Below are 13,811 nucleotides of genomic sequence, written 5' to 3' on the forward strand. Positions count from 1 at the left end.
GCCGCGGAGGAGGCGGCACCGGCGGCCGGCGCTCCGGCCGCCCCTCCCGCTCCCGCATCCGCGGAAGCCCCGGTGCCGGTGATGAGCCGCCCCGACAGCGAGTTGCGCGCGCTCATCCGCGAATTGCGGGAGCAGATCGTGAAGACCTCCGATTATGTGGGCGACGAGTTCGCCGACCTCGCCCGCAAGATGCACGAGGGCGAGATCGAGCACCGCTCCATCTACGGCGAGGCGACGGTGGAGGAGGTCAAGGCCCTGCGCGAAGACGACGTGGAGGTGCTCCCCCTGCCGGTGCTGCCGGAAGACCGCAACTGAGGCGGGAGCCCTACCCCTCCCGCTCCGCCACCAGAAAGTAGTTCACCGACAGGTCCCCGGTCAGGTGGAAGTCGCCCGAGAGCGGCTCGTAGGCGAGGCCGACCTTCTCCCGCGCGGCGAAGCCCGCGGCGGCAAGCGTCGCCTCCAGCTCCTCGGGGGTGATGAACTTTTCCCACCGATGGGTGCCCGGCGGCAGCCAGCGCAGCACATATTCCGCGCCCACGATGGCAAGGGCGAAGCTCCTGGCGGTGCGGTTGAGGGTGGAAAGCACCAGCACGCCCCCCTCCGCCACGAGGCGTCCGGCGGTGCGCACGAACAGGCTTACATCCGCCACGTGCTCCACCACCTCCAGCGCCACCACCACGTCGAAACGGGCCCCGCGCGCGGCCAGTTCCTCGGCCGTCACCGGCATGTAGTCGATGGAAAGGCCGGACGCCGCCGCATGGGCGCGGGCGATCGCCACGTTTCCGGGCGCGGGATCTATGCCGGTCACATGCCCGCCCATGCGCGCCAGAGGCTCGCTGAGCAGGCCGCCGCCGCAGCCGATGTCGAGGATGGAGAGGCCCTTCAGCGGGCGCAGCGCGCGGGCGTCGCGGCCGAAATGGCGCACCAGCGCATCGCGCAGGAAGGCAAGGCGCGCCGGGTTCATGGCGTGGAGCGGCGCCATCTTGCCCTTCTCGTCCCACCATTGCGCGCCGAGCGCATCGAAGCGGGCGACCTCGGCCGGATCGACGGTGGCGTTCATCTCGGACATAAGGCCTCCTCGGCAGGCGCCGTCTCGCCCCCAGCATTAAGCGGGGGGCGAAGATGGAGCAAGGCGGCGCCACCCGGCTCCGGTTCAGCCACGCACCATGCCGACGATGTCCTTCACCTCGGCGATGGTCTGGTCGGCGATGACGCGGGCCCGGTCGGCGCCGTCGATGAGGATGGCATCAATGGCGGCGGGGTCGGCCATCAGGCGCTGCATCTCGGTGCCGATGGGGCCGAGCTTGTCCACCGCGAGATCCACCAGCGCCGCCTTGAAGGCGGAGAACTGGGCGTTGCCGTAGTCCTTCAGCACGTCGGCCTTAGTCCGGTCCGACAGCGCGGCGAAGATGCCCACGAGGTTGTCCGCCTCGGGACGGCTCTTAAGGCCCTCCTCCTCGGTGGGCAGGGGCTCGGGATCGGTCTTCGCCTTGCGCACCTTGCCGGCGATGGTGTCGGCAGTGTCGGTCAGGTTGATGCGCGAGAAGTCGGAGGCGTCCGACTTGGACATCTTCTTGGCACCGTCGCGCAGGCTCATCACCCGCGTGGCAGGCCCCGCGATCAGCGGCTCGGTCAGGGGGAAATAGCCCTCTTTGTGCCCGTGCGCGGCGATGGACGGCGCGAAATCGGTGTTGAACTTCTGCGCGATGTCGCGCGTCAGCTCCAGATGCTGCTTCTGGTCGTCACCCACCGGCACATGGGTGGCGCGATAAAGCAGGATGTCTGCCGCCATCAGCGCCGGATAGGCGAACAGGCCGACGGAGGCATTCTCCCGGTCCTTGCCCGCCTTCTCCTTGAACTGGGTCATGCGGTTGAGCCAGCCCATGCGGGCGACGCAGTTGAAGATCCAGGCCAGCTCGGCGTGGCCCGACACCTGGCTCTGATTGAACACGATATGCGCCCTGGGGTCGATGCCGCAGGCGATGAAAGCCGCGGTGACCTCGCGGATGTGGCGCTTCAGCTCGTCCGGCTCCTGCCAGACGGTGATGGCGTGGAGGTCCACCACGCAATAGATGCATTCGTGGCTCTTCTGCAACTCCACGAAGCGCTTGATGGCGCCGAGATAATTGCCGAGGTGCAGATTGCCCGTGGGCTGCACGCCGGAAAACACGCGATCCGCGACCGCCGCCATGGCGACCTCCAACAGAGCGGCGCACCGCTCGAAAATGCCCTGCGGCGGCAGGCTGCCGCGACGACGCTCGCCGCACCGCTTTGGCCGTCCCGACCCGCATGGATGACCCCCGGCGACCGAAGCGCGGCCATTTGCGGGGAGATGATGGGGCGCGTCATGCCACCTGGTGTCCCATCGCGCAAGGGGCGCGGGGAACGGGGCGGCTCAGCCCTGTGGCGAGAGCTTCGGCAGCAGCGCCTTGAGGGCGAAGGCCGCTCCGCCATACATGGCGGCGCCGGCACCCACGAGCCCGGCGAGCCGCAGTGCTGCAGCGAGCTGGCCTTCCGGCGCCGCCCAGAATGCCGCGAGCGCCGCGACGCACCCGGCCATGAGCAGGCTCGCCGCCAGGAGCCCCAGGGCCGAAAGCAGCACCGCGCGGGAGAAGCACAGCGCCCCGGCCCGCACCAGCAGCCCGCCCAGGACCAGGATGGACGCGACGGCCGAGAGCGCCGCCGCCCCCGCCGCCGCCTGCGGCCCGAAGCCGAGCCCCAGGGCGAAGGCCGACAGCAGGCAGACGGCGAGGGAGCCGAGGGCGACCCGCTCCGCCATCTTCACCCGGCCCGAGGTGGATGCGGCGGCGGAGAGGATGCGCTCCAGCCCCTGCGCCGGCAGCGAGAGGGCGAGCACCGCCAAAAGCGCGCCGGTGAGCCGGGCATCCCCGGCATCGAAGCTGCCGCGCTGGAACAGGGTTATGACGATGGGATCGGCGAGCACGGCGAGCCCCGTGGCCGCCGGCAAGGCGAAGGCGAGGGCGGCGAGCACGGCCCGTCCGACGGCCTCGGGCACATCGGCCGCCGCCCCCGAAAGCGCGCTCTTGCGCAGCAGGGCCGGCACCAGCACCGCGCCCGCGCTGGCGCCCACGAGGCCAAGGGGCAGGTCCATGAGGCGCTGGGCATAGTTCAGCGCGGCCACGGCGCCGGGGCTCGCCGAGACGGCCGCGGCGATGATGATGAGGCGGAACTGGCTCAGGCCCGCGAACAGCAGGGCCGGCGCGGCGGCGCGGATGACGCCCAGCGCCTTGCGCCAGGGCCAGCCTCCCGCAACGGGCCCGGGCGTAGCCGGGCAGCCCCGCGCAGCCACCATCATGAGCCCAAGCTGGGCCCCCCCCGCGGCCACGGTGGCGGCGGCGATGGCGAGGGCGGCGGTGTCGCTCTCCATCAGCCCGCGCAGGAGAAGCACCGCGATGACGGCGAGCACGGTGAGGTTGGCCGCCACCGGAGCCAGCGCCGGCAGGAGGACGCGATAGGCGCCGTTGGCAACGCCCCCATAGATGGCTGCGAGGCCGGCGAACGGCAGGTAGAGCACCGCCACACGCCCGCACAGGATGGCCACGTCCGCGCGCGCGCCACCCGGCTCGAAGCCCGGCGCCAGCAGGCGGATGACGAGGGGCATGAACAGCGCGGCGAGAAGCGCAAAGGCCAGGAGCGTGCCCAGCAGCAGCGCCAGCGTTGCCCGCGCGAGGCGCCGGGGTGCGTCAGGGTCATCCGACTCGGCGCGTGCCAGGGCGGGGATGAAGGCGAGGTTGAACGCCCCTTCCGACAAGAGGCGCCGCGCCAGCAGGGGCAAGGCGAGGGACGCCACCAGCGCATCGGCCGCGGGCCCGGCGCCCAGCACCGCCGCCGTGGCGGCATCGCGCACGAAGCCGAGGATGCGGGAGGAGAGCGTCGCTGCCGAAACGATGGAGGTGCGGGCGAGGAGGGACATGGCCCAGCCTATGCCCCGTCACCGTGCCGCTGTCGATGAGGTGGCGGATCGCACCGCCTGCGTCCTGCTGGACCCGGCGCGAAGCGCGCCCGCACCGGCGGCGGCGGCCAAAAGAAAACGCCCGCCGAAGCGGGCGTTCCTGTTTCTGCAATGCCCGCCGGCCTCAGGCCTGGGGCTGGGGCTCGATGGAGCCGCCGGCGCCGCCGGGGCGGGGGCGCTTGGTGGTGGGAATGGCCGAGCCGCGCGGGTTGGAAGGCTCCAGCACGCTCTCCCGGTTCGGCGTCTTGCCGTCCAGCAGGTCGACAATCTCGTCGCCCGAGAGGGTCTCGTATTCCAGCAGGCCACGGGCCAGCGTCTCGAGGTCCTGGTACTTCTCGGTCAGGATGCGCTTGGCCTCCTCATAGCCCTCGTCCACGAGGCGACGCACCTCGCGGTCGATGGTCTGCGCGGTAGCCTCGGACACGTTCTGCTGGCGCGACACCGACATGCCGAGGAAGACCTCGTCCTGGTTGTCGCCATAGGCCACGGTGCCGAGATCCGCCGAGAAGCCCCAGCGCGTCACCATCATCTTGGCGAGGCGGGTCGCCTGCTCGATGTCCGAGGCGGCGCCGGAGGTCACCTTGTCGTGGCCGAACACCAGTTCCTCCGCCACGCGCCCGCCCATCATGATGGCGAGGCGCGAGGTCATCTGCTCGTAGGACATGGAGAGCTTGTCCCGCTCGGGCAGCTGCATGACCATGCCCAGCGCGCGGCCGCGGGGGATGATGGTGGCCTTGTGCACCGGGTCGGTGGCCGGCACGTTCAGCGCCACGATGGCATGGCCGCCCTCGTGATAGGCGGTCAGCATCTTCTCTTCCTCGGTCATGACGAGCGAGCGGCGTTCCGCGCCCATCATCACCTTGTCCTTGGCGTCCTCGAACTCGGCCATGGTGACCATGCGCTTGTTGCGCCGGGCCGCCATCAGCGCCGCCTCGTTACAGAGGTTGGCAAGGTCCGCGCCGGAGAAGCCGGGGGTGCCGCGGGCGATGGTCTTCAGGTTCACGTCGGGCGCGACCGGAATCTTGCGGGCGTGCACCTTCAGGATCTGCTCGCGGCCCACCACGTCCGGGTTCGGCACGATGACCTGGCGGTCGAAGCGGCCGGGGCGCAGCAGCGCCGGGTCGAGCACGTCCGGGCGGTTGGTGGCGGCGATGAGGATGATGCCCTCGTTCGCCTCGAAGCCGTCCATCTCCACCAGCAGCTGGTTGAGGGTCTGCTCGCGCTCGTCATTGCCGCCGCCGAGGCCGGCGCCGCGGTGGCGACCCACCGCGTCGATCTCGTCGATGAAGATGATGCACGGGGCATTCTTCTTCGCCTGCTCGAACATGTCGCGCACGCGGCTGGCGCCGACGCCCACGAACATCTCCACGAAGTCCGAGCCGGAAATGGTGAAGAAGGGCACGTTGGCTTCGCCGGCGATGGCGCGGGCAAGCAGCGTCTTGCCGGTGCCGGGAGGACCCACCAGCAGCACGCCGCGCGGGATGCGACCGCCGAGCCGCTGGAACTTCTGCGGGTCACGCAGGAATTCCACGATCTCGGTCAGGTCGCTCTTGGCCTCGTCGATGCCGGCCACGTCGTCGAAGGTGACACGGCCGTGCGCCTCGGTGAGCAGCTTCGCGCGGCTCTTGCCGAAGCCCATGGCCTTGCCGCCGGCACCCTGCATCTGGCGCGACAGGAAGATCCACACGCCGATCAGGGCCAGGAACGGCAGCCAGGAGACGAGCAGGCTCACGAACCACGGCACGTTGTCCGACGGCGCCCGGGCGGTGATCTGCACGCCCTTGCCGTACAGCCGCTGCACGAGGGACGGATCGTTCGGCGCGTAGGTCTGGAAGCCGCCGGACCGGTCGGAATAGGTGCCGGTGATGTTCGGCCCCTCGATCACGACCTCGCGCACCTTGCCGGCGTCAACGTCATTGAGGAGCTGCGAGAAGGAGATCTCGTTCGCGTTCGTGCGCTGGCCGGGGCTGTTGAACAGCGAGAACAAGGCCAGAAGCAGAAGGACGATGATCACCCAAAGGGCGAAATTGCGTAGATTGGCGTTCATTGAACCCTCGTGGGGACAGAAAGGGTCAGCCCGTTTCGACGCCTTACCATACGGAAGAATGCCTCCGCACCGGCCTGTCGTCAGTGAGGCCTCCCGCACCGTCCGTCGCCTAATTTAGGAGCGAGGCCCCTTCTTGCCAAGGACACGCGGTCCCAAGCGGCCTGAATTCGACGCGACCGGCCCGTCATCACGGCGCGGCGGCGCGGCCGAGACGTGCAGCGCGCCCCTTCGCAGGCTCACCTGAGCACCGGCGAGGGTGCGGCGAAATAGAGCAGACGGCGCGCCCATGGCCTCCTTCAAGGCGTCGAACAGCGCTTCGAGCTTCGCGAGTTCCACCGGGCCTTCCGTTGCGGCCCGGCCGATGGCGCGGGCGAGCAGGCGCAGGCCGATCTCGTCGGGCAAGGTGGCAAAGGCCGCCGCATCGAGGACGCTGGTGCCCTCCGCCCCCTCCGGCGCGGAGCGGTGGAGGGTGGCCTCGGCCGCGTCCGTGGCGGCTTCCAGGGCCTGATCGGCCCGCGCCGCCCGGCGGGCGAGCGTGGCGAGGCGGCGGGCATCGAGCCCCTCCCCCGCCAGCGCCTGCGCCATGGCCCGCAGGCGCGGGCGGGCGAAGCGCGGGTCCAGATTGGCGGGATCGCATGCGAAGGCGAGGCCGGCCGCCTCCAGCGTCGCCACCAGTTGCGCCTTGGGCACCTCGAGGAACGGGCGCAGCAAGACCAGGCCATGGCGCACCGCATCGCCGCGCATGCCGGCAAGGCCGGACAGGCCCGACCCCCGGGCAAGGCGGAACAGCACCGTCTCGGCCTGGTCGTCGCGGGTATGGGCCAGCGCGATGGCCGTTGCCCCGGCCTCATGCGCGGCGGCAGCCAGCAGGCCGTAGCGCGCCTCCCGGGCGGCCTCCTGGATGCCATGAGCGGGCTTGGCGCCCTGCCAGACGAGGATGCGGTGTGGCACGCCCAGCCTGGCCGCGAGGACCGCGACATCCGCCGCCTCACGCGCCGCGTCCGCCCGCAGGCCATGGTCCACCGTGGCGGCGACGAGGTCCGGCCCGGTCTCCCGCTCGGCGCGCCAGCGCCGGGCAAGATGGAGCAACGCGGTGGAATCAGGCCCGCCGGAGACCGCGATCAGAATGCGCGGGTGATGTGCGAACGAGGCGAACAGGGCATCGAGCGCGCTGTCCTCGACGGGGGGTGTCGCCCCGGAGCTTGCTGCCGGGAAGCCGCCCGTCGCCATTCGGCGTCAGCAGCCGATGCGCTTCTGCTCCCGCTCCACCGCCTGGCGGATGGACGACGGGGCGCGCGGATATTTGCGATCCACCTCCTGCAGCGTGGCGCAGGCGGTCTCCTTCTCGCCGAGGCCCGCGAGGGACTGGCCGAGGCGCAGCAGCGCTTCCGGCGCGCGGGCGGAACTGGGATGCTTGGTGGAAACCTCGAGAAAGGACGCCGCCGCATCCCCGTAATTCTGGCGCAGGAACAGGCTCTCCCCGAGCATGAAGGTGGCATCGGGAATGATGCGGTCGCCGGAGGCGGACTGGATGATCTGGCGGAAGGTCTGCTCCGCCCCGGCATAATCCTGGCGCTGGAGCTGGGCCTGGCCGGCATCGTAAAGCTCGCGCGCGGAGGCGCCGGGACCCGGCAGCGCCGCCACCTGGGTGCCCGTGGATGCCGGGCGCGTGCCGGGGACGGCCTCCGCCGGACGCGGCAGGGCCGCTGCGGTAGTGGCCGGCGAGCCCAGAGGCTGCGGAGCGCCGGGCGCGGCGGGGTCCATGTTGGGATCGAAGGCGTCGGACCTCTTGCCGGGCGTGCCGGGCCCCGTCGCGGGGCGCCCGGAAGGCAGCGTGGCCGCCGGAGGGGCAGCGGGCGCGGAAGCCGCCGCGGCCGGCGGGCGGGCGCCGCCGGCGCCTTCCTCCAGCCGGCGCACCTGCGCTTCCAGCTGCTGGTTGCGATATTGCAGCTGCTCCACCTGGCCGGTGAGCTGGCGCAGGGACGATTCGAGCCGCTCCATGCGGCTGACCAGCTCGGTCTCGTCGCCGCCCTGCACCGGCTGGGGCGTCGCGGCCGGGGGCTTGAAGATGTTGCCGAACAATCCACCGTCCTGCTGGGCGGCGGCGGGCAGCGCGACGACACTCAGAGCGAGGGCGAGAACACCGACCAGCGGCAGGCGCATCATCTTGGGTCCAAGGGCTTGTGGCGGGAAAGGACGGCCGGGATCAGCCTCCCGGGCGGGCCAAGCATAGGGCATGGATCGCGTCCAAAGTGTGACTCGGCAAAGGGTTGCGCTTCGGGGTCGGCGCGCCGGGCCGGCCCATCAGGCCGGCATGTCCCTGTTCCGTCCGCCCCCGGATGCAAGGATCTGCCGTGGAAAGCGAAAGGGCCGGCGGCCGCAGGCGGCGCCGGCCCTTTTCGATGCAACACGAGGCTCGGTTCAGGCGCCGCCGGCGTTCAGCACGGTGACCGCGCGGCGGTTCTGCGACCAGCACGAGATGTCGTTGCAGACCGCCACCGGGCGCTCCTTGCCGTAGGAGATGGTGCGCATGCGCGCCGGGTCGATGCCGCGGGCGGCGAGATAGTCGCGCACGCTCTGGGCCCGCTTGGCGCCGAGGGCGATGTTGTATTCGCGGGTGCCGCGCTCGTCCGCATGCCCTTCGATGGTGAAGGTGTAGCGGTTCCACTGCTGCAGCCACTGGGCCTGCCGGTCGAGGGTGGCGCGGGCCTGGGGGGTGAGGTCGGTCTGGTCGCTCTCGAAGAACACGCGATCGCCCACCGCGACAACGAATTCCTGCGGCGAGCCGGGCGGGCCGCCGGCCCCGCCGGCGCCGGCATTCTGGTTGGGGTTATTGGCGCACGCGGCAAGGGCCAGCGCGAAGCCGAACAGAGCCGCGAACCGGAAGCCGCGAGCTAGCCTGAGGAAACGCATTCCGGTATCTCCCTTCTCAACGCTGGACCGGAGGCATCCGTCTATCAGCCGCCCGGTTAAGCGAACGTTCCGCGCACGGCCCTGAGGCCGCATGTGTTGCCGGAAACCGGGTGAGGCATGCATTTCCTGCGCGCCATGGTTTCCAAGCGGTTATCCGTGCCCCCTTCCCGGCGCGCGGCGGCACGCCCGCTCAGGGCGGACCACGCGCTTGCGGCGGTTCCGAAGAAGGCCTGTGAGCCGGCAACGCCAGCCCGTCGACAAGGTCTTCACTGATGCCGTCTCGTGGCGTCATCATGGCGAGCGCGTGCTGCCCTCGGGGCAGAGCGAAAGCGCCCGAGGGCGTTGCACAAGTGCCACAGGTCGGTCGGCGCGCAACGGCGGCGCCCGATGCGCGCAGGAAGCGCCACCGACAGGAAGCGCCACCGAGCGGCCAATGCCCGCCGGGGTGTCGGCCACCGCAGGACCGCGGGATGGCGCGCCTCAGGCGCGGCCGGCCTCCCAGCGCGCGGCCTGGGTCTCGGCCTTCTTGCGCTCGGCGGCGGGAAGCTGGGAAACGACCTCGTCCAGCATCGGATCGCCGAGCCCCCGCCGCTTGGCGAGCAAATGCCAAGCGGCAGCCTGGAGCTTGTCCTGCGACACCCCCCGGCCGGTCGCGAGCAGCCGCGCGTAGCGGTTCTGGGCGATGGCGTTGCCGCCCAGGGCCGCCTTGCGGAACATGGCCGCGGCTGCGGCCTCGTCCTTGGGCACGCCCACGCCGTTGAACTGCATGATGGCGATTTCCACCTGCGCCGTGATGTGGCCGAGCCGCGCCGCGGAAGCCATCAGCCGCGCCGATGCGGCAAGGTCCTTCTCCACGCCGTTGCCCTCCTTGAGCAGCACGGCGAGGGCATATTGGGCGTCCTCGATATCCTTGCCCGCCGCCACCTCGAACCAGCGCGCGGCCTCGCCCGGCTCCTTGGGAATCTTGCGGCCCTGCAGGTAGAGCAGGCCCAGATTGTAAGCTGCGGCGCCGTTGCCCTTCTCCGCGGCGGCCCGCAGCAGGCGGGCGGCCTCGGCCTCGTCCTGCTTCAAGCCCTGCCCGGCCAGCGTCAGGTTGCCGAGGGCGAGCAAGGCGCCCGGCGAGCCGGCGGCAGCGGCCTTGCGGTACCAGTCGATGGCCTTGGCGAAATCCAGCGGCACGCCATAGCCGGAGGCGTAGAGGTCGCCGAGCAGGGTCATGGCGGCCTGGTCCGACCCGGCGCGGGCGCGCTTCAGCGCCTCGTTGAAGGCGGTGAGATAGTAGCCGCGCTGGTAGGCGCCATAGGCGAGATCGCCGCTGCCGCCCGGCGTATCGTTGCTGGGATAGGAGATCTGCGGGCCAAGCAAAGGCGGCGGCGTGCGCGAATCGGCGCGGGCAGCACCCGGCTTGTCGCTCGGCTTGTCCGCCGGCTTCGGCGCGGGCTTGGCGGCAGGCTTGGTAGCGGGCTTGGCCGGCTTTGCCGCCGGCTGTTCGGCGGCCGGCTTCTGCTGTGGCGGCGGGGTCTGGGCGAGCGCGGGCGAGAACGCGCAAGCGAGGACCAGCGCCACGGCCGTGCCCAGGACCGACAGGCGCTCCCTCCCCCGCGCGCCGGCCAGGGGCGGGCGCTGGACGGACGCCATTGTCATGGCTGGGCTTCCACGCTCGCCAGCCTGGCCCTGGCCGCCGCAACCGCAGCCGCGCCGCCGTCCGCCACCAGCGCTTCCGCGAGCACGACGAAATCCGCGCCGGCACGGGCAAGCTCCTCCGCCTCATCGAGGGAGGCTGCAAGACCCACACAGGGCACCTCGAACACCTCCGCCCACCAGGCGACGAAATCGAGAACCTGCGGAAACGCTCTGTCCCACGGGTCGAGGCTGCCGAAAAAGACGTAGTCCGCCCCGCTCTCCCCCGCTTCCATGGCGTCGTGCCGGGTGTCGATGCCGCCTGCGCCCACGATGGATTGGGGCTTCAGGCTCCGCACCGTGGCCGCGAGGTTGCGGGGGTCGCTCACATGGACCCCGTCGAGGCCGGCGGCGGTCGCCATTCCATCCGAGCCCTCGACCAGCACCGCCGCATCCTGGCGCTGGATCGCCTCCGCCACCTCACGCAGCGGCAGGCCGGCGGCCGCGCCGCCTTCGGGCAGGCGCAGCACCACGGCGGCGACGTCGCCGGCGCGCACGGCCTCCGCCGCCATCTCCGGCCGCAGCTGCGGCGTGAGGGTGAACACAAGCATGAGGCGGGCGCCGGGCGGCGGCATCGGGGAAGCCATGGATGATCGGTCGGCCAAGAAATCGGCAAATTGGGGGCACTGCCCGCAGGAGCATGTTCCTCCCGGGCGCGCGGACGGAAGCCGCGTTCGGGCCGGCGTGAGCCGGACACCTTCGGCTGGGCGGTACCTAACACGAAAAAGGGCCGGCGCGAGCCGGCCCTTTGTCATCTCGTGCGACAAGGCGCGCTCAGGCGGCCTTACGCTCTTCCTCCGACGACCACTGGCCGAGGGCGGCGAGGGAGTTCATGTGGGCGCGATGGGTGAACGCCGCCTGGGCCTTGGCCACGTTCTCGGCCTTGCCGGCCCACGCCTTCTGCGGCGCGGCCTGGAGCGCGCGGCCGTAGGAATAGGTGAGCTTCCAGGGCAGGCCGCCCAGCTTCACCATGGCGTCGAGGTGGGCGGTGGCGTCCTCGTCCGACTGGCCGCCGGAGAGGAAGGCGATGCCGGGCACCGCGGACGGCACGCAGCTCTTCAGCACGCGCACGGTCTTCTCGGCCACCTCTTCCACCGACGCCTGCTTCGCGGCCTTCTTGCCGGGCACGATCATGTTGGGCTTCAGCACCATGCCCTCGAGGCGGATGCGCTGGTAATACAGCTCCTCGAAGGTGGTCTTCAGCACCCACTCGGTCACCCGGTAGCAGGTGTCGATGTCGTGGCTGCCGTCCATGAGCACTTCCGGCTCCACGATCGGAACGATCTTGGCTTCCTGGCACAGCGCCGCATAGCGGGCCAGCGCATGGGCGTTGGCGCGGATGGAAGCGTAGGAGGGGATGCCGCCGGCGGTGTCGATGTCGATCACCGCGCGCCACTTCGCGAAGCGCGCGCCGAGATCGTAAAACTCCTTGAGGCGGCCGGCGAGGCCGTCGAGGCCCTCGGTGATGGTCTCGCCCGGGCAGAACGGCATGGGCTTGGCGCCCGCGTCCACCTTGATGCCGGGGATGGAGCCGGCCTGTTCGATGAGGCTGACGAGCGGCGTGCCGTCCTTGGCCTTCTGGCGGATGGTCTCCTCATAGAGGATGACGCCGGAGATGTACTTGGTCATGGCTTCCGAGCGGAACATCAGCTCACGATAGTCGCGGCGGTTCTCTTCGGTGGATTCGACGCCGATGGCATCGAACCGCTTCTTGATGGTGCCGCTGCTCTCGTCTGCCGCGAGGATGCCCTTGCCGTCGGCCACCATTTTCTGCGCGATCGCGTCGAGCTCAGCCGTCATGTGCCTTCACCTGCCATTTTGCCGCCCCTCGGCGGGCGTGGAGACCAGGGCGCGCCGGCCCCGATCATGAAGGACCCACGCACGCCCCGGCCGGCGGGGCGGGCGTGGGCCAGCGAGACATCATACCATTGCAGCGCAGCAATTGAACCCATTGCAGTGCAGTAAACAGGCACCCGGACGACATTTTGCCGCCCGGAAGCGCTTTTTCAAACCCGCAGCGCCTCGACACCCGGCAGGGCCTTGCCCTCCAGCCATTCGAGGAAGGCGCCACCGGCGGTGGAGACGTAGGAGAAGTCTCCCGCCGCGCCCGCATGGTTGAGGGCCGCCACAGTGTCGCCGCCGCCAGCCACGGACAGCAGCTTGCCGGCGCGGGTCCGCTCGGCCACGTCGCGGGCAACCGCCACGGTCGCGGCGTCGAACGGCGTCATCTCGAAGGCGCCGAACGGGCCGTTCCAGACCACGGTCCTGGCGCCGTCGAGCTTCTGCGCCACCACGGCCACGGTCTCGGGGCCGGCGTCGAGGATCATCTCGTCGTCGCCCACCTGGTCCACGCTGACCACCCGGTTCGCGGCATTGGCCTTGAACTCCCTGGCCACCACCGCGTCCACCGGCAGCACGATCTCGCAGCCGGCCGCCTTGGCCTTCTCCAGGATCTCGCGGGCGGTGTCGGCGAGGTCGTGCTCGCACAGCGACTTGCCCACCTTCTTGCCGAGGGCGGCAAGGAAGGTGTTGGCCATGCCGCCGCCGATCACCAGGATGTCCACCTTCTTCACGAGGTTCCCGAGAAGCTCGAGCTTGGAGGACACCTTGGAGCCGCCGACCACGGCGAGCACCGGACGCACCGGGGCCTCAAGGGCCTTGGTGAGCGCCGCCAGCTCGCTTTCCATGGAACGGCCGGCATAGGCCGGCAGCTTGCGGGCCAGCCCCTCGGTGGAGGCATGGGCGCGATGGGCGGCGGAGAAGGCGTCGTTGACATAGATGTCGCCGAGGCAGGCGAGGGCCTCGACGAAATCGGGCGCGTTCTTCTCCTCACCCGCGTGGAAGCGGGTGTTCTCCAGCACGATCACCTCGCCGGCGGCGAGCCGGGAGATGGCGCTCGACGCCGCTTCGCCCACGCAGTCGGAGGCGAACGCCACCTTGCGGCCGAGCTGGCCTTCCAGCGCCTTAGCGACCGGGGCGAGGGACTGGCTCTCGTCGCGGCCCTTGGGCCGTCCGAAATGCGCCAGCAGCACGGCCTTGCCGCCCTTGTCCGTGATGGTGCGGATGGTGGGCAGGATGGCTTTCAGGCGGGTCTCGTCGGTGACCCGGCCGCTTTCCATGGGCACGTTGAGATCAACGCGCACGAGGACCCGCTTGTCGGCGAGGTCCGCGTCGTCGAGGGTGCGGAAGGCGGTCATC

12 protein-coding genes are annotated in these 13,811 nt (G+C 70.7%); 1 reads left to right on the top strand and 11 read right to left on the bottom strand.

The features are described 5' to 3' along the window. Positions 1-315, top strand: a 315-nt coding sequence (locus tag K9U40_RS11200) for a DUF1178 family protein (RefSeq protein WP_282890278.1), incomplete at its 5' end; no start/stop codon positions are given. Between the two features lie 10 nt (positions 316-325). On the opposite strand, the gene ubiG is transcribed toward K9U40_RS11200, so the two are convergent. The 11 genes from ubiG to K9U40_RS11255 form a co-directional block, all read right to left on the bottom strand. After that, on the bottom strand, positions 326-1,069 hold the full coding sequence (gene ubiG, locus K9U40_RS11205) for a bifunctional 2-polyprenyl-6-hydroxyphenol methylase/3-demethylubiquinol 3-O-methyltransferase UbiG (protein WP_414114720.1): 744 nt from the start codon (positions 1,067-1,069) through the stop codon (positions 326-328). Between the two features lie 84 nt (positions 1,070-1,153). Next, entirely contained in the window at positions 1,154-2,191 is a 1,038-nt protein-coding gene (gene trpS / locus K9U40_RS11210; protein WP_282890279.1) for a tryptophan--tRNA ligase, read from the bottom strand. A gap of 204 nt (positions 2,192-2,395) precedes the next feature. After that, positions 2,396-3,934, bottom strand: coding sequence for a lipid II flippase MurJ (locus K9U40_RS11215; protein WP_282890280.1), 1,539 nt, complete (start codon positions 3,932-3,934; stop codon positions 2,396-2,398). A 163-nt stretch (positions 3,935-4,097) separates the two neighbouring features. Continuing rightward, positions 4,098-6,020 carry an ATP-dependent zinc metalloprotease FtsH gene (gene ftsH / locus K9U40_RS11220; RefSeq protein WP_282890281.1) on the bottom strand — a complete coding sequence of 641 codons (1,923 nt, stop codon included), beginning with the start codon at positions 6,018-6,020 and terminating at the stop codon, positions 4,098-4,100. A 114-nt stretch (positions 6,021-6,134) separates the two neighbouring features. Then, positions 6,135-7,250 (bottom strand): tRNA lysidine(34) synthetase TilS, encoded by a 1,116-nt coding sequence (tilS, locus tag K9U40_RS11225; RefSeq protein ID WP_282890282.1) that lies wholly within the window; start codon positions 7,248-7,250, stop codon positions 6,135-6,137. A 6-nt stretch (positions 7,251-7,256) separates the two neighbouring features. Beyond that, positions 7,257-8,186: a tol-pal system protein YbgF gene (gene ybgF, locus K9U40_RS11230; protein WP_282890283.1), complete on the bottom strand. Its 930-nt coding sequence runs from the start codon at positions 8,184-8,186 to the stop codon at positions 7,257-7,259. Between the two features lie 255 nt (positions 8,187-8,441). Beyond that, complete coding sequence (gene pal / locus K9U40_RS11235) at positions 8,442-8,933, bottom strand: peptidoglycan-associated lipoprotein Pal (RefSeq protein ID WP_282890284.1); 492 nt, start codon at positions 8,931-8,933, stop codon at positions 8,442-8,444. A gap of 480 nt (positions 8,934-9,413) precedes the next feature. Continuing rightward, a complete protein-coding gene (locus tag K9U40_RS11240; protein WP_282890285.1) occupies positions 9,414-10,577 on the bottom strand; it encodes a tetratricopeptide repeat protein in 1,164 nt (387 codons plus the stop codon). Beyond that, complete coding sequence (locus K9U40_RS11245; protein WP_282890286.1) at positions 10,574-11,200, bottom strand: thiamine phosphate synthase; 627 nt, start codon at positions 11,198-11,200, stop codon at positions 10,574-10,576. Before K9U40_RS11245 ends, K9U40_RS11240 begins: the two co-directional genes overlap by 4 nt. Positions 11,201-11,387: 187 nt before the next feature. Next, complete coding sequence (locus tag K9U40_RS11250; protein WP_282890287.1) at positions 11,388-12,413, bottom strand: class I fructose-bisphosphate aldolase; 1,026 nt, start codon at positions 12,411-12,413, stop codon at positions 11,388-11,390. A 206-nt stretch (positions 12,414-12,619) separates the two neighbouring features. After that, the gene (locus tag K9U40_RS11255; RefSeq protein WP_282890288.1) at positions 12,620-13,810 is read right to left on the bottom strand and encodes a phosphoglycerate kinase; all 1,191 of its coding nucleotides are present in this window, start codon (positions 13,808-13,810) and stop codon (positions 12,620-12,622) included. Position 13,811 lies beyond the last annotated feature (1 nt).

The organism is Xanthobacter autotrophicus (assembly GCF_030015065.1).
GTDB classification, from domain to species: Bacteria; Pseudomonadota; Alphaproteobacteria; order Rhizobiales; family Xanthobacteraceae; genus Xanthobacter; species Xanthobacter autotrophicus_D.